The sequence below is a fragment of the Mesorhizobium sp. B2-5-11 genome, from assembly GCF_006440835.1.
Classification (GTDB): domain Bacteria; phylum Pseudomonadota; class Alphaproteobacteria; order Rhizobiales; family Rhizobiaceae; genus Mesorhizobium.
Genome location: NZ_VFUK01000004.1, coordinates 254,777 through 274,240, shown reverse-complemented (window position 1 = coordinate 274,240; position 19,464 = coordinate 254,777). Strand labels below are relative to the sequence as shown.

At 64.4% G+C, this 19,464-nt stretch carries 24 protein-coding genes; 13 read left to right on the top strand and 11 right to left on the bottom strand.

Going from position 1 to position 19,464, the window contains the following annotated elements:
- The first annotated feature begins 95 nt into the window (after positions 1-95).
- Complete coding sequence (locus FJ490_RS15230; RefSeq protein WP_140499130.1) at positions 96-1,214, top strand: ionic transporter; 1,119 nt, start codon at positions 96-98, stop codon at positions 1,212-1,214.
- Positions 1,215-1,236: 22 nt separating this feature from the next.
- Here the strand turns inward: FJ490_RS15230 and FJ490_RS15225 are convergent, their stop codons facing one another.
- The 4 genes from FJ490_RS15225 to FJ490_RS15210 form a co-directional block, all read right to left on the bottom strand.
- On the bottom strand, positions 1,237-1,812 hold the full coding sequence (locus FJ490_RS15225) for a hypothetical protein (RefSeq protein ID WP_140516193.1): 576 nt from the start codon (positions 1,810-1,812) through the stop codon (positions 1,237-1,239).
- Complete coding sequence (locus tag FJ490_RS15220) at positions 1,809-2,423, bottom strand: hypothetical protein (protein ID WP_246676710.1); 615 nt, start codon at positions 2,421-2,423, stop codon at positions 1,809-1,811. Before FJ490_RS15220 ends, FJ490_RS15225 begins: the two co-directional genes overlap by 4 nt.
- Positions 2,424-2,425: 2 nt before the next feature.
- Positions 2,426-2,986, bottom strand: coding sequence for a hypothetical protein (locus FJ490_RS15215; RefSeq protein WP_246672655.1), 561 nt, complete (start codon positions 2,984-2,986; stop codon positions 2,426-2,428).
- A 191-nt stretch (positions 2,987-3,177) separates the two neighbouring features.
- Positions 3,178-3,546: a hypothetical protein gene (locus FJ490_RS15210; protein ID WP_140516189.1), complete on the bottom strand. Its 369-nt coding sequence runs from the start codon at positions 3,544-3,546 to the stop codon at positions 3,178-3,180.
- Between the two features lie 173 nt (positions 3,547-3,719).
- Between FJ490_RS15210 and FJ490_RS15205 the strand changes: the two genes are divergently transcribed.
- Entirely contained in the window at positions 3,720-4,022 is a 303-nt protein-coding gene (locus FJ490_RS15205) for a hypothetical protein (protein ID WP_140516187.1), read from the top strand.
- 63 nt (positions 4,023-4,085) lie between these two features.
- Here FJ490_RS15205 and FJ490_RS15200 read toward each other — a convergent pair whose 3' ends face one another.
- Complete coding sequence (locus tag FJ490_RS15200; protein WP_140582698.1) at positions 4,086-4,790, bottom strand: helix-turn-helix transcriptional regulator; 705 nt, start codon at positions 4,788-4,790, stop codon at positions 4,086-4,088.
- Between the two features lie 299 nt (positions 4,791-5,089).
- On the opposite strand from FJ490_RS15200, the gene FJ490_RS33090 reads away from it, so the two are divergent.
- Complete coding sequence (locus FJ490_RS33090) at positions 5,090-5,236, top strand: hypothetical protein (protein WP_246671744.1); 147 nt, start codon at positions 5,090-5,092, stop codon at positions 5,234-5,236.
- A gap of 42 nt (positions 5,237-5,278) precedes the next feature.
- Positions 5,279-5,944, top strand: a complete 666-nt coding sequence (locus FJ490_RS15190) for a GcrA cell cycle regulator (RefSeq protein ID WP_348640079.1) — start codon at positions 5,279-5,281, stop codon at positions 5,942-5,944.
- Positions 5,945-6,184: 240 nt separating this feature from the next.
- Here the strand turns inward: FJ490_RS15190 and FJ490_RS15185 are convergent, their stop codons facing one another.
- Both FJ490_RS15185 and FJ490_RS15180 read right to left on the bottom strand, forming a co-directional pair.
- Positions 6,185-6,487, bottom strand: a complete 303-nt coding sequence (locus FJ490_RS15185) for a DUF982 domain-containing protein (protein WP_181165274.1) — start codon at positions 6,485-6,487, stop codon at positions 6,185-6,187.
- A 98-nt stretch (positions 6,488-6,585) separates the two neighbouring features.
- Positions 6,586-6,867 carry a DUF982 domain-containing protein gene (locus tag FJ490_RS15180; protein ID WP_140499114.1) on the bottom strand — a complete coding sequence of 94 codons (282 nt, stop codon included), beginning with the start codon at positions 6,865-6,867 and terminating at the stop codon, positions 6,586-6,588.
- Positions 6,868-7,001: 134 nt separating this feature from the next.
- Between FJ490_RS15180 and FJ490_RS15175 the strand changes: the two genes are divergently transcribed.
- On the top strand, positions 7,002-7,598 hold the full coding sequence (locus FJ490_RS15175; protein WP_140728404.1) for a DUF6456 domain-containing protein: 597 nt from the start codon (positions 7,002-7,004) through the stop codon (positions 7,596-7,598).
- A 104-nt stretch (positions 7,599-7,702) separates the two neighbouring features.
- Here FJ490_RS15175 and FJ490_RS15170 read toward each other — a convergent pair whose 3' ends face one another.
- Positions 7,703-8,008 carry a hypothetical protein gene (locus FJ490_RS15170; protein ID WP_140728405.1) on the bottom strand — a complete coding sequence of 102 codons (306 nt, stop codon included), beginning with the start codon at positions 8,006-8,008 and terminating at the stop codon, positions 7,703-7,705.
- 150 nt (positions 8,009-8,158) lie between these two features.
- Positions 8,159-10,120: an acyltransferase family protein gene (locus FJ490_RS15165; RefSeq protein ID WP_140728406.1), complete on the bottom strand. Its 1,962-nt coding sequence runs from the start codon at positions 10,118-10,120 to the stop codon at positions 8,159-8,161.
- Positions 10,121-10,380: 260 nt separating this feature from the next.
- Here FJ490_RS15165 and FJ490_RS15160 point away from each other — a divergent pair, with 260 nt between their 5' ends.
- The 6 genes from FJ490_RS15160 (at position 10,381) to ugpC (ending at position 16,267) form a co-directional block, all read left to right on the top strand.
- The gene (locus FJ490_RS15160) at positions 10,381-11,265 is read left to right on the top strand and encodes a dihydrodipicolinate synthase family protein (protein WP_140728407.1); all 885 of its coding nucleotides are present in this window, start codon (positions 10,381-10,383) and stop codon (positions 11,263-11,265) included.
- Between the two features lie 19 nt (positions 11,266-11,284).
- On the top strand, positions 11,285-11,944 hold the full coding sequence (locus FJ490_RS15155) for a GntR family transcriptional regulator (RefSeq protein WP_140499104.1): 660 nt from the start codon (positions 11,285-11,287) through the stop codon (positions 11,942-11,944).
- A 63-nt stretch (positions 11,945-12,007) separates the two neighbouring features.
- Entirely contained in the window at positions 12,008-13,345 is a 1,338-nt protein-coding gene (locus FJ490_RS15150; protein ID WP_140728408.1) for a sugar ABC transporter substrate-binding protein, read from the top strand.
- Positions 13,345-14,346 (top strand): sugar ABC transporter permease, encoded by a 1,002-nt coding sequence (locus tag FJ490_RS15145; RefSeq protein WP_246672657.1) that lies wholly within the window; start codon positions 13,345-13,347, stop codon positions 14,344-14,346. The genes FJ490_RS15150 and FJ490_RS15145 overlap by 1 nt, the downstream gene beginning before the upstream one ends.
- Entirely contained in the window at positions 14,347-15,168 is an 822-nt protein-coding gene (locus FJ490_RS15140) for a carbohydrate ABC transporter permease (protein WP_140521426.1), read from the top strand.
- A 34-nt stretch (positions 15,169-15,202) separates the two neighbouring features.
- Positions 15,203-16,267, top strand: coding sequence for a sn-glycerol-3-phosphate ABC transporter ATP-binding protein UgpC (gene ugpC, locus FJ490_RS15135; RefSeq protein WP_140516175.1), 1,065 nt, complete (start codon positions 15,203-15,205; stop codon positions 16,265-16,267).
- A 64-nt stretch (positions 16,268-16,331) separates the two neighbouring features.
- On the opposite strand, the gene FJ490_RS15130 is transcribed toward ugpC, so the two are convergent.
- A complete protein-coding gene (locus tag FJ490_RS15130) occupies positions 16,332-16,637 on the bottom strand; it encodes a hypothetical protein (RefSeq protein WP_140499097.1) in 306 nt (101 codons plus the stop codon).
- Between the two features lie 220 nt (positions 16,638-16,857).
- Entirely contained in the window at positions 16,858-17,427 is a 570-nt protein-coding gene (locus tag FJ490_RS15125) for a TetR/AcrR family transcriptional regulator (RefSeq protein WP_140559838.1), read from the bottom strand.
- Positions 17,428-17,531: 104 nt separating this feature from the next.
- Between FJ490_RS15125 and FJ490_RS15120 the strand changes: the two genes are divergently transcribed.
- Entirely contained in the window at positions 17,532-18,347 is an 816-nt protein-coding gene (locus FJ490_RS15120) for an oxidoreductase (RefSeq protein ID WP_140516171.1), read from the top strand.
- Between the two features lie 96 nt (positions 18,348-18,443).
- On the top strand, positions 18,444-19,445 hold the full coding sequence (locus FJ490_RS15115) for an NADP-dependent oxidoreductase (RefSeq protein ID WP_140728503.1): 1,002 nt from the start codon (positions 18,444-18,446) through the stop codon (positions 19,443-19,445).
- Positions 19,446-19,464 lie beyond the last annotated feature (19 nt).

Below are 19,464 nucleotides of genomic sequence, written 5' to 3'. Positions count from 1 at the left end.
GCCTTGCCATGTACGTGTGATGGGGCGAAAGTGCGATCTTTCCTGGTCTCGTAAACAGACCGCCTGTTTGCACTCGCAAGATCGAAGAGAATGCCATGACTTACTTCTTCCGCCGTCGAAGTGAGGCAATGACCTTCGGCCTGCCTGTTGTCTGCTGCGCGCTGGCGTTAATACTGCAATCGAACATAGAGCCGATCGAAGATTACCGGACGGCGATTGTGGTGATCGTTGCCGGCATATCGATCGTTCTTACCTTGGCAACCGTCTTTGCCGTGTTGCGACATGCGGAGGCGATAGCCCGACGTGTCGGACAGCCGTACGGCACCCTAGTTCTTACCTTGGCTGTAACGACCATCGAAGTGTCGATTATCGTTTCGATGATGCGGCATGGCGCCAACAATCCGACCTTGGCGCGAGAGTCCGTGTTCTCCACGGTCATGATCGTTTGCACCGGCATTGTGGGCATGTGCCTGACACTTGGCGGGTGGCGGCACCGCCACCAGGACGTCCGAAGGCAAGGGACAAGTTCCTTTCTCTCGGTGCTGACCGCGATCACGGTGCTGACGATGGTGCTGCCGAACTACACGCTTGCCACCAGCCCCGGGACATTTTCTCCCACGCAACTGGCCTTCGTCGCACTGCTGTCGCTCTTGCTCTACGGCAGTTTCGTTTTCGCCCAGAGCTACAGCCAGAAAGAGGACTTCCTGGAGGTGCAGGTCCGTGAAAGCGCTCCGGAAAGCCATTCTCCGCAGGTTCACGGCGTGCCAACGCATTTCGTCTTCCTGCTTCTGGGACTGGTCGGGATCGTCCTGCTGACCGAACGGGTCGCGGCTGGCGTTGAAGATGGCCTTACCTACCTGCAGATCCCGCAATCGGATGCGATCGTCGGCGCGATGATTGCGTTTGTCGTGCTGCTCCCCGAGGCGATCTCCGCCATCAAGGCATCGTGGGGGAATGAGCTCCAGCGCGCATTGAACGTCGCTTTGGGCTCGGCGTGCGCGACCATCGGACTGACGATCCCGGCAGTGGCGGCGGCCAGCCTCATCACCGGAAAGTCGCTCAACCTCGGTCTCGGTCCGAGCGACGTGATTTTGCTGGTTCTGGCCCTTGCGGTGAGTGTCGTAAGTTTCAGTACCGGACGCACGACGGTTCTCACCGGACTTGCTCACCTCGTCGTCTTTGTTGCCTACGTCCTGTTGATCGCCGTGCCGTGACTCCGGACTGCCGGCGCTGTCGCTACTTCGGCGGCCGTTGAAACCGCAGGTACCACGGCCGCCCGCTTCCCAGCCCAATGGCGGGACGGATGGTCTTGATGGCATCCTCCGGCACGATGAAGGTGTCGCCGATGGTGATGACGTCGCCTGTCTTGGCGCCGGAGAAGATCGCCGAGGTGCAGTTCATCACGCCGTCCGGCAGTCTGACGCCCGAAATCATGTCGGGGAGCCAGCGGCGGCCGGCGGCATCGGTCAGCATCAGCCTGCAGCCCAGCCATTGCTTCTGCAGGTCGGGATCGCCGACGGTGACGGAGAAGGTGGCGATGACGGCGAAGGCCTGATCGGGCAAGCGGCCGGCCTTGCCGCCGCGCAGGTCCGCCAGCTTCCAGTCGCTGCCGCCGAAGTGCGCGGACTGGCCAAACTCGACATCCCTGGCGATGAGGTCTTCGCCGCCCAGCCATTCGCGCAAGCTGTCATGGCTGGTTTCTGCCAGCGCCAGCGGCAGCAAGATGACAAGCGCCGCCAGGCTGCGCCTGCGCCATTTTTTCTCGACCTGCCGCTCGGCGGCCGGCCCCATGTCGGTCGCGACGGCGCTCATGGCTTGCCCTGCGGTGTCTGGCCCGGAGAAGTCTGGCCCGGTGGTGCATCCAGATCGTATTGCGGCAGGATGCCGGCCGGTTGTCCATCGGCGCCGGCAGACAACCCGTCGAAGCTGATGCGGGCCTGCGCGTCGAGCGCGCCGAATTGGCGTTCCGAGACCAGCAGCCTGGCGCCGCCGATCTGGTCGGGCGGTACTTCGAAGACGAACAGGCCGCGTTTTTGCAAGCCGGGATCGACGCCGTGCGGCGGCATGTCCTGGCGATAGCCCAGCCGCTCCGTCTGGCGGTAGCGCAGACCGGTCGGACCTTGCCAGGTGCCGTCCGCGACCGTGATGGAGGCGTCGGTCGCGGTGAGGCTGGTCGTCACCACCGCCCACACGCCGCTCGTCGTCAAAAGCTTTTGCTGCCCGAACTGGTTGGTCTTCAGCGCGCGGGCAAAGACAACCTCGTCAAGCCGCACGTCGAAGCTGCGTGCCCGCACCGTGTCGTGCATGGCGCCGTCGACCGGGATGGGCGCGGTGAGGTCGGCATAATGCGGCTTGGAAAGCTGCATACCGTAGCTCAGCGCCACGGTGGCGGCGAGAATCGCGAGATTGCCGAGGACCCGCATCCTCATGAGCCGGCTCCCAGCGTGTCCGTTGCCGGCATATCGGCGAGCGGCAAGGTCACGGTGCCGAGACGGTAGGGATTGTACCAGCCGGGCGTGCCGTAGAGATTGTCGCGCGGCTTGAAGATCTCCGCGGTGACGCCGAAGGCGAGCGTCGGCGGCACGGCGGCGTCGCCGGCCAGCGGCCAGACATAGGCCAGGCGCTCGGTCATGCCGGGGTGCAGTTCCGGCGCAAGGGTCGAATCGCGTATCAGGGCGATCATCGGCATCGGGTCCGGCAGGGTGATCCCCTCCGGCTTGAAGACAGCGAAATAGGCCTTGTTGGATTCGGCCGTGCGGTTGGTCATGTCGGCCTCCAGCACCAGTGCCTTCTGGCCCGGTTTCAGCGGCACGCCATGGATGTCGGCATGGCTGACATAGGCACGCACCGGTTTGATGCGCCAGCGGCCGGCATCGATGGCGGCATCGGACGGCAGTTGCGGCGGAGGGTGAGCGGGCAGGGCGCCAAAGGCGCCCATGAGGCCGGCCGCCAACAGCGCGGCGATGGTTCCCGCGCCTGCCGTCATCCAGGCCTGGACTCTTGAACGGGCAGTCTTGAACATTCCCTGATATGCACGTCGAACGATCAGCCACCCGCAGGCAATCTAGGAAGAAAACGCGCGGATGGGAACCCGCAAATGGCGGCATTGCCCAGCTCTTCTCGTGGCTGCGTCTCTCTCGTGGCGCAGTGTGGTCGCCGACGGCTTAGCGAGCCCGCCTATGCCGCCTGCAAGGCCCAAATGCGGTGGCCGTAGCGGCGAAAGAAGCGCGCCAGCAGGCGTTGTTGCCTCGCCCTGGCGAGGTCCGCCAGGCGCCGTTCCTGGCGCCAGCGCGGCATGTTGCGCCAGAAGGAGATGAAGCGGGCGGCGTCCTCGATGGCTTCTTGTGCCGATAGCGCCGGGCCGATCGCCGCCAGGAAAAGCGCTTCCGATTGTTTCAGCGCGTCGACGACCACCTTGCGCCTGAAATGGCCGAGGCGCGCCTGGCGGATGCCGTGTTCGCGGATTCTCGCGAAGGCCTCGATGAGAGCGTGACTGTCGCCGCCATAGCCGCAGGCATGAGCGAAATCGGCGGCAAGGGCGTCCATCGTCTCTCCCGGGGTGCTGCACGCGCGCCGACTCGGCTTTGCAAGCGATATAGAAGCATAACTCAAAAATTGGCGAAAGAGAAACTTTTGCGGAGCCCTGAAAGATGCGACTCGACTCTCGTTTCAAAACACAGGAATATGCGAACAAACAAGGAACAAAGAGGCGAGCCGCGATGGCATTGACGGGCAAGGGATCAGTGATTGCGGATGTCGTTTCGATATCGGTCGAATGCGCCGATTGCGGCCGCAACAGGTGGTGGAAGCCCGATCAGCTGCGGCGCTTCGGCGTGACTGGCAATACGCCGCTGGCAGCGCTTTCGGGCCGGCTGGTCTGCTCGGCCTGCCGCGCCGACGGGCTGCCGGGCACGGCGATCCAGATCCGGGCGGCGTTTATCGACGAGCGCCAGCGCGTGCGCAGCGAGGCGCTGATGCTGAGCGAGCGCGAGATGCCGCTGGAGGGATCGGGGCGGGCGTGAGGGTGGCATCGACGCTGGGTTTTGCCTGCTCTCCTTGTGGGAGGAAGAATTGCCCCGTCGCCCTCAATAGCCCAGCAATTCCTTCAACGGAATGACCCGCCAGACCTGCTTGATGGCGTAGCGGTTGAAGGTCAACGTCTTCGGCGGATTGTACTGTTCGACCACCAGTTCGGCGGCGGTGCGCTTGACCAATTTCTTGATGAAGGCCTTGCCGTTGCGTTCGTTCTCTTCCGGGAAGGTTTCGATCACCACGTGATCGCCCGGGACGGCATCGCGGCCGCCGCAATAGATCAGGTCTCCGGGCTCGTAACGGGGTACCATGGAATCCGAGAGCACATGCAGCGCGAACACCTTGGCCAGGTTGCGGATGCCGGGTGGGCGCTGGACGTAGCCGGCGGGCTCGCCGTTGAAGGTGAAATCGCCGTCGTCGCCGCCAACGGCGGCGCCCAGCACCTGGATGTCCATCGGCCCGGCGGGGGGCGGCCCGGCGTCGGTGACGATCTCGGCGTCGTTGACCGGTCCGGCATCGTCGAGGAAAACCACCTCGCCCTTGCCGAGCGCCACCGGGTCGACACGCAGAAAGGCGGCAGTCTTCAGGAGGTTTTCCGTCTTGGGCAGGTTGCGACCGGTTTCCCAATTGCCGACGGCGGCGACGTCGGTGTCGTTGTGCTCGGCGATGTGGCGCATGACCAGGCCGCGCTGCTTGCGCGCCTGGCGGATTGCCGCGCCGACCTTGACCGACAGTTGCGTTTTCACCATGGCGCCCATGTGACCAACAAGCGCTGCTTTCGTCCATGAAAGAATGGCTTGCATAAGCTTTTGAGTTATGCTTATATCCGTTCATGCAAAAGCTCAACCCCTTCCGAGTCGAAAGCGCCCTCAGGCCAGCTTCACGCGAGCCGGCCAGCGCTCATTCCCTTTCGCCCCGGCTGTCCTCCTCCCCGGCCAGGGCGAAGCGCGAGGCTGATTGCCCCGATGCATCAGCCGCACGTCCGGTCCGCCCGTCACCGGCGGCCGGAACGGCCGGAGCCGCCGCTCCCCGCGGCTCCGGCCCCCAATTCAGCGCGGTGCGGATCCGCTCCCTGATCCGCACCGAGGACGGCACCGTGATCCTGCTCGACAGGCTGACGGGCAGGGCGGTTTCCGCACCCGACCGGGTGACGGCAGAGACGCGGCTGGCGCGCCTCGCCGCGCTGGACGGCCGGCCGGGCTGAGGCCGCCAATCCAACGGCCGACAGGCCGGATCGAACCCGACAATGCCCACCGCCTGCGGCGGGCCGACACTCGCCGGCCGCGTCGCGCGCTGCCGCGGCCGCGCAATGGACGGAGACCAGGACATGGCACTTTACGGCGACAAGGAATTGCAGGCGATCGCCGGCTGGCTGACGGACGGACTTTCCGCCTCGCGCATCGCGGCTCGGTTCAGCGCGTCGCGAGGCAGCCCGGTGTCGCGCGACGCCATCATTGGCATCGTTCACCGCAACGCCATGCTGAGTTCTATCGGCTTTGCCAACAGCAAGCGGATCGCGGCAGCCGAGAGGGCGAATGACAAAGCCGCGGACCGCGCCGCCAAGGCCGGACACAAGCGCGTGCCGAAGGGTGAAGGTGCGGAACGCCTCGCAGCGCGCGAGGCCGGCGTGCTGATCGCGGACGGGCAAGCCTACCGCCTCGAGGTACCGGTGCCGCACCGAAGCCCGATCGGCCGCCAGCCGCATGGCGTGGCAATGCGCTTCGTCGACTGCCTGTTCGGCCGCTGCCGCGCTCCGCTCGACCTGGCGCTGGAGCAAAATCCGGAAAACGACGCGCCCGGCGGCCGGCCGGGCGTCCACATGCTGTGCTGCGGTATGCGCACACGGGCGATGAAAAGCTACTGCACCTATCACCAGGCGCGCTTCCACCGGCGTGTCTGCGAGGCGGGGTGAGCTTCTTTCCCCCGTTCTCGGGAGACGATGCCGGCAGGAGGCAACGCCGGTCAGGATTGGGAACACAAGCATGAATTCGGGAGATTGGGTCAGATGCAAGGTATCGAAGCGGTGGCACCGCCCCTCATTGCCCTGCCGGGCATTTCTCCCCGTAAAACGGGGAGAAAGAGACTAGCTGGAACGCTGGCTTTTCTTCTGCAATGGTGGCGATCTGGCGGGAACGGCGGCCACGCAACGCCTTTATTTTGGCAGATCGTGGCCCTGCTTTGGCATTCGCACGCTCATTGCATCAGGCATCGCTGGCCGGCCGTCGTCGCCGGCCAATATACGGGTAACCCGGGCGAAGCCGGTGAACGCTTTCATAGCGTCGGCGTGCGAAATCTGCGCCGCGATGGCTGCGCTGCACGCGTTGAGCGCACTGCGGTAGACGTGACCACGCCGTTCAATCGGCCAGCGCTGCAGGAAGTCGGCTGCCTCAGCGACGCCGTCGATCACCTCGACATGCCCGTCCAGGCATACTTTGAGCGGAGATCCTGTTTTCATGGTGCCCACGGCGGTTACCTTGGCGTTGCGCGCGGCTCGGAAGCCAGCCCCTATCAACGTGCAAGGCGGCGGCGCGGTTGCATCACGTTTCAGCCACCTCACGGGCCCGCGGCGGCGTCGAGCCACTCATGGGCGCGGCTACGCGGCTTCGCCACCAGCAGCCCCTGCTGTCCGGCCGCCTTGGTGAAAGCCTCGAAGGCGACCCGCTGGCGGCAGCTGCCGTCGATGGCGAGCCTGACCAGCCTTGCCGCATCCAGATAGGCGGTGGCCGTCTTGTCAGGCCATTGCCGGCGAAGCGCGGTCGCCGCCTGGGCGATGGAGCCCACCAGCATGGTCTTGTTGTCGCAGAAGCGCAAGGTCACCGGCATGAAGGCGGTCATGGGCATACCTCCTGTTGGTTTGGTGCGGCACAACGCCCAGCCTCGCCGCTGGTTCCGGCGCACGCAGCCAATTTCGCCAGGGATCGCTGCCCCGCCAGCCAGCACCTCAATCCACTCCCCACAAGGACGCAGCCATGAGCAAGAAAGCCGCCAGATCAGCTAAACCGCAGACGCCGAAGCTGCCGAAGGGCGAGGCCGAGCAGGTGCGCATCCGCCGCGAGGTCGGCCATGATTTCGCGTTGCGGGACGACGAGTTCGGCCGCAAGCGGCTCGCAGCCGGCACGTCGGAGGCGCGGCGCGTCTATGAGGTGTCCAATGACGGCCATACCTCCACCGGTGGTATCGTGCGGGTGCGCAGCATCGATCCGCTGCTGGGCATCACCTCGCTGTCGCGCCAGCAGCGCGAAGCCGGTCTGCGCTACCGCGAGGATTTCCGCGCCAGCCAGCAGGCTGATATCAAGCCGATGCGCTGGAGCGAACGCGTCGACGGCGACAGGACAAGCGGCGGCATCACCGACAGCGTGCTCAATGCCGGACGGTCGCACGCCGCAGCGACCCGCGCGCTCGGCCATTGGGAAGTGGTCGACGTGGTGCGGAAGATCGTGTGCCTGGAGCAGTCGGTCAGAGGCGTGGCGGGAGAGATGAGCGAGGGCAGGGACGTGGCGGCAAAGCTGTTGAGAATCGGGCTCGATCTGCTGGCGATGCACTACGGGATGATGATGCGAAAATAGTAGCCGGATGACAGGCGCAGCGCGCACGGCAGTGGCGCCATTCCTGGGCATGGGCTGGGCACGACAATCCGGCCGGCGCGATGCCGGCCGGATTGGTTGTCAGGTCAACGCCTGCAGATGCGGACTCTCTCGATGACCCGATGGTGATGACGCCAGTGCTTGATCACCTCGGTGTGGCAGCGACGATGACCGTAGTAACGCGGACGGTAGCTCTCGTCATACATGCTGTAGCGGCGATAGTAGCCGTCATCGTCGGAATAATCGCGATAATGGTGACGATATCTGGGAACATAGTAATCGTCGTCATAGCCGTTGCCGATGCCAAGCGTGATGCTGGCGGCATTTGCCGGGGCAATCACGGCCACCGCCGAAGCGACGGCAATCACGGATGCGAGCAAGAGTTTCTTCATGGCAACCTCCTCTTTAAGGCTCATCTAATAAACGCTGCCCTCGCGGCCCTGTTCCCATAAAGCCGGTAAACCAATGTTTCGTGCCCGCGCGCGCTGTGAGGGGGCGGCGTCTTGGCAGTGCGCCTTTTGAAGAAGGGACGCTAACCCCTTCTAAAACAGCGCCTTCTCCAGCGGCTTCTCCAGCGTCTCGGCGAAAGCGGTCGCCAGATGGTGGCGGTCGCGGAAGGCGATCTTGCCGCCGATGAAGACATGGCAGGTGGTCTGGTTGCAGAACTGGTCGGTCATATCGACATAGCGAGCGTTCGGAATGCTGCGCACGACGTCGCGCTCCACCGCGGCCATGGCGTCGTTGGCGGCATAGGCGCGCGTCTGATCGCAGAGCGAGGGCGTGTCGCCGCGCCACAGCGCACGCGCCACGCAGGTGTCGACCTGCTCGTCGTTGAAGGGCACGTCGCGGATGAAGGCGACTTTCAGCCCGGCCTTGCTGAACGTCTCCAGCGTCGAACGCAGGCCCGCTTTCCACTCCGCGTCCTGACTGTCGGGCTCATCCTTGCCGGCGGCCATCTTGCGCGAACTGGTCAGGGCTATTTCCGAGATCACCACCAGGGCCGGCCTCAGCGCCAGGATCTCCTTGATCGACTGCTCGCGCCACTGGTCGCATTCGGCGTAGTCGCGCTTCAGCTTGCTCGACCATGTCGACAGCCGGGACGCCCGGCACGAGGATTTGAGCCAGGTAACCACCCGGTAATCGCGCTTTTCGGCCGCCTCGATCAGCGGCGTCGACCAGTGGTCGGCATGTGAATCGCCAAACAGCGCGATCGTGCCTTTCGCATCCTTGGCGCCAAACACGCAGGGCTTCGGAGTGACGGTCTCGTAGTCGAGCACGCAGCCGCCCCTGGCACGCGCGGTGGACGGACGCGCCGCACTTTGGGCGATGACGCGCTGCTCCGGATCGAGTTCGTGAACGGCAAACTTGGCATTGGCGTAGGCCGCGACCACGCCGGCGCCGGTCAGCAGCACCGCAGGCACGAGCGCGCGGGCGGCGCTTGCCATCAGCCAGCCGTTGCGGCGCACGGGGTTTTCGATGACGTGATAGGTGAAGATGGAGAGCATCAGCGTCAGTGCCAGGCAGGCAAACCTGTCCAGCCCGGAAAGCTCCGCGGTGACCATTCCCGCATAGACGATGACCGGCCAGTGCCAGAGATAGAGCGAATAGGAGAGCCTGCCAATCGATTGCATGGGCGGCAGCGACAGGACAGCCGTGGGGCCGCCGGCCAGCTTGCCACCCGCTTGGCGCTCGCCTGCCCCGCTGACCAGCAGCAGCACCGTGCCGACGACCGGCAGCAGCGCCAGCAGGCCGGGGAAGGGCAGCGCCTCGTCCAGCAGCAGATAGGCGGGCACGATCAGCGCCAGGCCGAGCCAGCCTTGCGCGGCGCGCAGCCGCGGGTGGTACTGGAGGAAATTTGCCGGCACCATCGTGGCAAGCCCGCCGGCGGCGAACTCCCAGGCCCTCAGCGGCGAGAAATAGAAAGCCCAGGGCGGCGAAACGCTGGTCAGCCAGGCGCAGGCCATGAACGACACCAGGCCGGTGACGCCGATGACCACGATAGCCGCGCGCCGTCCCGGCCGCAGCCATGCGGCGAGAACGAGCAGCGCCGGCCATGCGAGGTAGAACTGCTCCTCCACCGACAGCGACCAGAAATGGATGAACGGGTTGTTGGCGGCATCGGAGGCGAAATAGTCGAACGACCAGCGGATCAGCCACAGATTGATCATATAGGCCGACGCAAACATCGCGCCCTTCGAATAGAGCGCCTGTTCCTCCGGCGACAGGATGAAGGCGCCGGCCAGCAGCGTGGCGAGGATGACGAACAGCGAGGCCGGCAGCAACCGCCGAGCGCGGCGGGCATAGAAGCGCCACAGGTTCAGCCGACCGCTCTCGCCGATCTCCTGCAAAAGGTGTCTTGTGATGAGATAGCCGGAGATGACGAAGAAGATGTCGACGCCGGCAAAGCCGCCGGGCAGGGCTGTGAGGCCGAAATGATAGGCGACGACACCTGCTACCGCCAGTGCGCGCATTCCCTCGATATCGGGTCGGAACGATGCTGCCACGATAAATCCTTCGTGCAAGCCCAACCCGCGGCCATTGTCGGCCGGGGCGGATCGTATCGCAATGCAACAAATCTTTCGCAACGCAACATGGCAGGAAAAAGGAAAAACGGCACAAACAGCCTGACGGCGAGGCGGGCATGGATAGCGCCTGCACCGGAAGCATCACAACCTGTGTTTTCGCAAATGATATCCGCCCTATTTACGACTAACATGTTAGCGTGATAGCACTACCTGCGAACTGCTCTTTTGGAGACTCGCTGGTGACATCGCGTTTTGGTCTTTCGGTTGCCCTGGCCACGCCTTTCGATGCGTCGGGGCAAATCCTCATTCCACCCATGGTGACGTTGGCCCGGAGCTGCCTGGCGCAGGGCTGCACCAGCGTGACGCTTTTCGGCACCACCGGGGAGGGCGCTTCGGTCGGCACCGAGGAGCGGCGGGCCGTCACCGAGGCGATGCTGGCGGCCGGCATCGCGCCGCATCAGCTTGTCGCAGGCGTGCTGGTCGACGCGGCCGAGGATGCAGCCGAGCAGGCTCGGCATGCCTTGCAGCGCGGCGCCCGCAACATCCTCCTTGCCCCTCCCAGCTATTTCAAGAATATCGGCGACGATGGGCTTTTCGGCTGGTTTTCCGCTGTCTTTGCCGCTCTCGGTCCGCTGGCCCGCGGCGTGCTGCTCTACAACATTCCCTCGGTCACCACGGTGCAGCTTTCGCTGGGGCTGATCGGCCGGCTGCGCCAGGCGTTTCCGGACGTGGTCGCCGGCGTCAAGGATTCCGGCGGCGACTGGACCTACAGCGAGGCGCTGCTCGGCGCCCATGGCGATCTGGTGGTCCTCATCGGCGACGAGCGGCATCTGGCGCGGGCGGTCAGGATCGGTGGCCAGGGCGCGATTTCGGGCATGGCCAATTTCGCCGCCGGCGAGGTCCTCGCCATGGCGCAGACGGGGCATGACGATGCGCGGGTCGAGCGTTTCGTGCTCGAGCTGCTCAAGCACCCGGTCATTCCGGCGGTCAAGGTGATGGTGGCGCGCAAAACCGGCGACGAGCGCTGGCTGGCGGTGCGGCCGCCGCTCGAGCCGATCGCGGCGCCGGGGCGCCAGCAGCTTGGCGCTGCCTACGACACTCTTTTCGCGGCCGCGGCGGCCTGACGGGAAGGGAAGCGCTGAAATGGCCAATGGCGGCGACCAGACAAATCTGCGGGAGCAGGCCTATGCCAGCTTCACGCGGCATTTGCTGGCACGCGACCTCAAGCCGGGCCAGTTCGTGTCGCAGCGCGAACTCGTCGCCTTCACCGGCCTGCCGCTCGGCGCCATCCGCGAGATCGTGCCGCGCCTGGAAGCCGAGGGGCTGCTGACGACGATCCCGCAGCGCGGCATGCAGATTGCGCACATCGACATCAGCCTGATCCGCGAGGCCTTCCAGTTCCGCCTGTTCATGGAGCGCGAGGCGGTGGCGCTGTTCACCGTCAGCGCCTCCGATGACGAACTCGCGCGCTTGCGCCGCGAGCATGAGGACATGCTGGCGCAGGCGCTGGCGCAGACCCCGACGCCGGAGATGGAGGCCAGGGCTCAGACCATCGACTGGGCCATGCATGATACTTTCATCGATGCGCTCGGCAACGAGATCATTGCCAAGGCCTATCTGGTCAATTCGGTGAAGATCCGCCTGATCCACCAGGAACGGTTCCGCATCGACGGGCGCGTGGTGCCGGTGATGCGCGAGCATCTGAGCGTGATCGAAGCCCTCGAAAGCCGCAATCCACAAAAGGCGGTAGAGGCGATCAGCCAGCATATCGACAATGCGCGCCGGCTGGCGCTCCATATCTGAGGAAGCAGGCCGCGCCGTGCCTGTCGCGGCGCAATCGACAACGACAGCAACCGGGAGGAAGAAATGCCGTCCAATCCATTCAACCCAACCAGAAGACAGCTCCTTGCGGGCGCCGCCATGCTCGCCGGCGCCGGCCTTGCCGGTATCCGCCCGAGCCTTGCCGCCGGCGTCGAGTGGAAGCGCTTCGCGGGCACGACGCTCGATGTCAATCTGGTGAAAAGCCCGCGCAGCGACACGCTGATCAAATATCTCGCCGAGTTCGAGGATCTGACGGGCATCAAGGTCAATGCCGAGGCGACGCCCGAGCAGCAGCAGCGCCAGAAGACGGTGATCGAGCTCAGTTCCGGCAAACCCAGCTTCGACGTCGTGCATCTGAGCTACCATGTGCAGAAGCGGCAGTTCGAGAAGGGCGGCTGGCTGGCCGACATATCCGGCTACCTTGCCGACCCGACGCTGACCGATCCGAGCCTGGTCGAAAAGGACTTTGCCGATGCCGGCATGCTGTTCGCCAAGGACGGCCAAGGCGTGCTGCGCTCGCTGCCGTTCTCGGTCGACTATTGGATAATCTACTGGAACAAGGAGCTGTTCGAGGCCAAGGGCCTCAAATACCCCGAAAGCTTCGATCAGCTCGTTGCAGCCGCGGAGGCTCTGACCGACCCGTCGACCAACACCTACGGTTTCGTCGCGCGCGGCCTCAAGAACGCCAACACGCCGGTCTGGACCTCGCTGATGCTCGGCTACGACATGACGCCGCTCGACGACAAGGGCAAGCTGCGCACCACCGCGCCCGAGGCGGTGGAGGCGGCCGCCCTCTACCAGCGGCTGATGACCAAATCCGCGCCGCCCGGCGTCACCGGATTCAACTGGGCCGAAGCGCAATCCGCCTTCCTGCAAGGCAAGATCGGCATGTGGTTCGACGGCGTCGGTTTCGCGCCGCCGATGGAAAATCCGGAGAAGTCGAGGGTCGTCGGCAAGGTCGGCTACGGCGTAATGCCCAAGGGCCCCAAGGCGCATGCCTCGGGTACGTTCGGCGACGGGCTCGGCGTGACCGCGGCCAGCGAGAAGAAGGAAGCCGCCTACCTCTTCTGCCAATGGGCGGTGTCGGCCGGCATGGGCGCGCGGCTGCTGCAGGCAGGTGCCGGCGTGCCGTTCCGCAAATCGGTGCTGGAAGACCCCAAGGTGCGCGAAGGCGTGACCATGCCGGCGAGCTGGCTCGACGCCGTGGTCGGCTCCGGCAATGTCAGCCGGCTGGCGCTGCCGGTCATCATCCCGGTCACCGAATTCCGCGACATCTATGGCGTGGCGCTCAGCAACCTGCTCGCCGGGGCCGACCCGGCGGAGGAACTGAAGAAGGCGACGGAACAGTTCCAGCCGGTCCTCGACAGGAGCGAGCAAGGCTGATGTCCGCAACTGCCCCAGAGCGCGCCGGAGCGACGACGAGTGGCGCCGGGGCGACGACGGATCGCGCCGGCGCGACGATCGATCGCACCGGGGTGACGAAACAGGCAAGCGAGGGGGGCCGGCCCGTCAAGCTGGCTCCCAGCTACTGGCCCTTCGTCGTCCCCGCGCTGGTCGTCGTCGGCGCCGTCATCGTCTTTCCCTGGGCCTTCACGCTGTGGATGAGCGTCAACCGCTGGACGCTTGGCCAGTCGCGAAGCTTCGCGGGGATGGAGAACTATCTGCGACTGGTCGGCGATGGGCGGTTCTGGGAATCGCTCGCGCACACTTTGTCCTATACTTTCCTCTCGGTGGCCGCGCCGATGCTGCTCGGCACGGTCGCGGCGCTGATCTTCGATGCCCGGTTCCCGCTGCGCGGCGTGCTGCGCGGCATTTTCGTGATGCCGATGATGGCCACGCCCGTCGCCGTGGCGCTGGTCTGGACGATGATGTTCCATCCGCAACTCGGCGTGCTCAACTACCTTCTGTCGCTGGTCGGCATTCCGGCGCAGGAATGGATATTCAACGCCAGGACGGTCATCCCCTCGCTGGTTGCGGTCGAGACCTGGCAGTGGACGCCGCTGGTGATGCTGATCGTGCTGGGCGGGCTGGCCTCGGTGCCGCGCGAACCCTTCGAGAGCGCCGAGATCGACGGCGCCAATGCCTGGCAGCAGTTCCGTTACCTGACCTTGCCGATGATCGCGCCGTTCCTGATGATCGCGGTGATCATCCGCACGATCGACGCACTGAAGAGCTTCGACATCATCTATGCGATGACGCAGGGTGGGCCGGGCACGGCCTCCGAGACCATCAACATCTATCTCTACAACATCGCCTTCTCTTATTACGACGTCGGCTACGGCTCGGCCATGGCGGTGGTGTTCTTCGTTCTTATCGTAGCGCTGTCCTTCGTCCTGCTGATGCTGCGCCAGCGCAGCCGCTGGACCGACGCGGAGGGCAAATAGATGCGTTCGCGACTGCTCAACCGGATCGGCCTGTTCTTCGCCGCCCTGGTCTTCGTCTCGCCGGCGATCCTGTTCTTCCTCTGGATGCTCTCGCTGTCCCTGAAATTCGAGATCGACAACGGCGCCTCGCCGCCGGTCTTCATCCCCGAGCACGTGGCCTGGTCGAACTATGCCAAGGTGTTCGAGGAGAACAATTTCCTGCTCTACTTCTGGAACTCGGTGCTGGTGACCGGCACGGCGACGCTCTTGGCGCTGCTGATCGGCGTGCCTGCCGGCTACGGCATAGCGCGGCTCAAGGCCGAACGGTCGGCGGTCGTCATCATGATCGCGCGCATGACGCCGGGGCTGTCCTATCTCATCCCGCTGTTCCTGCTGTTCCAGTGGGCGGGCATATTGGGCACGCTGTGGCCGCAGATCATCATCCATCTCGTGGTCACGGTGCCGATCGTGGTCTGGGTGATGATCGGCTATTTCGAAACCACGCCGATGGAGCTGGAGGAGGCCGCCAGCATGGACGGCGCCTCCTCATGGCAGGTGTTCCGGCTGGTCGCGTTGCCCATCGCCAGGCCAGGCATCGTGGTGGCCTTCATCCTGTCCATCATCTTCTCCTGGAACAATTTCGTCTTTGGCGTGGTGCTGGCCAGCCGCGAGACGCGGACCTTGCCGGTCGCGGTCTACAACATGCTCTCCTACGAGCAGGTGAGCTGGGGGCCGCTGGCCGCCGCCGCACTGGTGGTGACGCTGCCGGTGCTGGTGCTGACCATGTTCGCGCAAAGGCAGATCGTCGCCGGGCTGACCGCCGGCGCGGTCAAGGGCGGCTGAAGCCGACGACACTCTTTCCAGGTGAGGACATGAAATGGCAGCGGTGACCATCAACAATGTGCAGAAGGCATTCGGAGCGACCAGGATCATTCACGACGTCAGCGTCGACATCGCCGATGGCGAGTTCGTGATCCTGGTCGGACCTTCGGGCTGCGGAAAGTCGACGCTGCTGCGCATGATCGCGGGGCTGGAGACGATCTCGGCCGGCAGGATCGCCATCGGCGAGCGGGTCGTCAACGATCTCAGGGCGCGAGACCGCAACATCGCCATGGTGTTCCAGAACTACGCGCTCTACCCGCATATGACGGTGGCCGACAATATGGGTTTCGCGCTCAAGATCAAGAAAGCCGATCCGGCCGATACCGCCGGCCGCGTCAACAGGGCGGCGAGTATCCTCGGCCTGGAAAAGCTGCTCGACCGCTTCCCGCGCCAGCTTTCGGGCGGCCAGCGCCAGCGTGTCGCCATGGGGCGCGCCATCGTGCGCGACCCGCAAGTCTTCCTGTTCGACGAACCGCTCTCCAACCTGGACGCCAAGCTGCGCGTGCAGATGCGAGGCGAGATCAAGGCGCTGCACCAGCGGCTGGGCACCACCACCATCTATGTCACGCATGACCAGATCGAGGCCATGACCATGGCCGACAAGATCGTGGTGCTGCATGACGGCCTGGTCGAGCAGGTCGGCGCGCCGCTCGACCTCTACGACCAGCCGGCCAATCTCTTCGTCGCCGGCTTCATCGGTTCGCCCGCCATGAATTTCATTCGCGGCCGCATCGAGGAAGGCGTCTTCCGCAGCGCAGGCGGGCTGACCTTGCCGCTGCCGGCGCCGCTTCATCCGGCACAGGTCCCGGGCGGGGAGCTGGTCTACGGCATCCGCCCCGAACACATCCGCGCCAGCAGCCAAGGCATACCCGGCAGCGTCACGCTGCTGGAAGCCACCGGCTCGGAGATCTTCGCCAAGGTGGATTGCGGCGGCGAGGAGATAGACTGCCTTTTCCGCGAGCGGCTGGCGCTCAAGCAGGGCCAGCTGGTGCGCATCGAGGTCGACCGCGCCTGCGCGCATCTGTTCGACGCCGAAACCGGCCGGCGCGTCGGCGCATGACAACAGCCCCGCGGGACGGGGCTGTCTTCAGGGTGCGGGCTATAAAAGCCTGCTCTTTGCCGGTCTATTTGCTGCCACCATTCGCCTTGACGCTGCTGCAGAACTCCGGATGGCTGTTGGCGGCGTTGGCGTCCTTGGCCTCGTCGTCGCAGGCCGTCATCATCATCTTCTGGTCTTCCGGAGTGAGCGCTTTCCATGCCTTCGTGAACTCGTCGCTGCTGCGCATCTTCTTCATGCTGGAGTCGGTGTAGAAGGGCTGCATCTTGGCCGGGTCGTCGAGTGCCGACGTGCCCTTGTTAGCGGCGGCGAGGGCCGAGCCCGCGAGCATCGAAAGCGTCATCGCGCCGACGCAGATCATCTTGATGTTCATGATAGGATCCTTCCCTGTTGCTCTTCGACCGTCGAAGCAACGATCTTCAAAGAAACGGAAGGTTTGGAGGAAAGTTCCGGTTCGCCATGCCAGCTGAGGCCCGGTCTGAACAAATATATTGTTCAACGGCGGCGAAACTTTCCGCTTTTTTCTTCGTTTGGCTGCATCGTTAGATTTGCAGCGGGGGCACATCGCACGGGATAGCGCCTTCCTCTTCACCCTAGCGCGGCTGGACCAGAGTCCGCGCCGCCTCCGCTCCCGCCGTCAGCATGCGATCGGACAATTCGGTTCCCTCCACCGCGCGGGACAGTTGAAGGGCGCCGATGAGCGCCGCGAAAACGCCCAATGCAACGCCCTCCGGATCAGGGATTCCAGGCGGCAACTGCGCCGATAGCTGGCGCACCAGAGTCATTAATCGTTCGGTGTAGAGCGCGCGGGTCTCGGATGGCTGACGCGCGATTTCGGGCAACAGCGCCGCCGAAGCACAGCCGGTCTCCGGATGATCCCGGTGCTCGGGCGACAAATACATGGCGAGGGCCAGATCCAGCCCTCCCGAGGCCAACGCCTCCTGCAATTGCTGCGACTGAGCCTCCAGTGCCGCGACCATGCTCTCGCGGACGAGTTCGGCCTTGGATTGAAAGTGTGGATAGAAGGCGCCGTTCGTCATGCCGGCGTCGCTCATGATGCTTGCCAGTCCGGACGCGGCGATGCCGTCACCGCGAAACCGTTCGGCGGCGACCTCCATGATCCGGCTGCGTGATGCGTCCTTCCGGCCTTTTTCGTAGCGCATGGCGCTCCTTCCGCTTCCCTATTGCATTACACCCGTAATGTGATATTACGATCATAATTCAATCATCGCCGAGAGGCAAGACCTCTCGAGTTCGGAGTCACCAGATGAACCGGAATTCAGGAAAGACGGCGATCGTGACCGGCGCCTCCTCCGGCATCGGCCGCGCCAGCGCGGAGGCTTTGGCGCGGGCGGGTTTCACCGTCTTCGGCACCAGCCGCAAAATATCAGGCCAGGGCTCGGACGGGATATCGATGCTGGTTTGTGACGTGACCGATGACGCGTCGGTCGCAGCTCTGGTTTCAGATGTCCTCGCCAGGACCGGCCGGATAGACCTTCTGGTCAACAATGCCGGCGTCGGGCTGCTGGGAGGCGCGGAGGAATCCTCGGTTTCCCAGTCCAAGGCCCTGTTCGATGTCAATCTGTTCGGCGTCATGCGGATGATCAACGCGGTGCTGCCGTCGATGCGGCGGCGCGGCGAGGGGCGCATCGTCAATATCGGCTCGATCCTGGGATTGGTCCCCGCGCCGTACTCGGCCCACTATTCCGCCGTCAAGCACGCGCTCGAAGGCTATTCGGAATCGCTCGACCACGAGGTTCGCGCTTTCAACATCCGGGTTTCGGTCATCGAACCTGCCTTCGTGCGCACCGTGTTCGACCAGAACGGGCTCGAGCCCGATTCCGTCATGAAGGAATACGATCAGGCCCGCGCCGGTATCGACGCATTGCTTCGCGACGTGATGCCGAAAGCAGACCCTCCGGAAGCGGTGGCGAATGTGGTACTCAGGGCCGCCACCGAGAAGCGTCAGCGCCGACGCTACACCGCCGGCAAGACAGCCCGGCTGGTCAGCACGCTGCGGCGGTTCGCGCCCGCCGCGACGTTCGACAAGACCTTGCGCAAGCAGTTCCGCCTGCCTGCCTGAACGGAGCGTGCCAAGTCGGTGCCCGCACAAGCAGTTTCGCTGCCCCGAAAGCCCAGCCTGTCCGATATCGGGATTCATTTCAAGAAAGCGAATATGATGAAAGCCTTTGTCGTCGACAAATATCAGAAGAAGGGCGCCCTGCGGCTTGCAGAGATGCCTGAGCCGGAACCGCGCGACAACGATGTCCTGATCGAGGTCCACGCCGCTGGCGTAAACCTTCTCGATTCCAAACTCCGGGACGGGGAGTTCAAACTCATATTGCCTTACCGCCCGCCATTCATCCTTGGCCATGACGTGGCTGGCATCGTCATTCGCGTCGGGTCGAAAGTACGCAAATTCAAGACCGGCGACGAAGTCTATGCGCGGGCGCGCGACGGACGGATCGGGACATTCGCCGAATTCATCGCCGTCGAAGAAGCCGACGTGGCCTTGAAGCCCGACAGTCTCAGCATGGAGGAGGCGGCCTCCATTCCGCTGGTCGGCCTGACCGCCTGGCAGGTGCTCGTCGACAGGGCAGGGCTGAAGAAAGGGCAGAAGGTGTTCATCCAGGCCGGCTCCGGCGGTGTGGGGACATTCGCCATCCAACTGGCAAAACATCTCGGCGCCACGGTTGCGACGACGGCCAGCGTCGCGAGCGCCGATCTGGTGAGACGTCTCGGAGCCGATGTCGTCATCGACTACAAGAAGGAGGACTTCGAGAAGGTCCTGCATGGCTACGACGTCGTCCTGAACAGCCAGGACGCCAAGACGCTCGAGAAATCCCTGCATGTGCTGAAGCCGGGCGGAAAGCTCATCTCCATCTCCGGTCCACCGGATCCCGAATTTGCCAGGGCCAAAGGCCTCAACATTGTCCTGAAACTGGTCCTGCGCCTGCTGAGCCGCGGCATACGCGGCAGGGCCAGACGCGCCGGGGTCGGATATTCGTTCCTGTTCATGTGGGCGCAGGGCGATCAGATGAACAGGATCACGTCACTTATCCGATCCGGCGTCATACACCCTGTCATGGATCAGGTATTCCCATTCGAAAAGACCAACGAGGCGCTGGCCTATGTCGAGACGGGGCGCGCCAAGGGCAAGGTGGTCGTGAAGGTGAGATAGAAGGCGCCGGCGCCGCTCG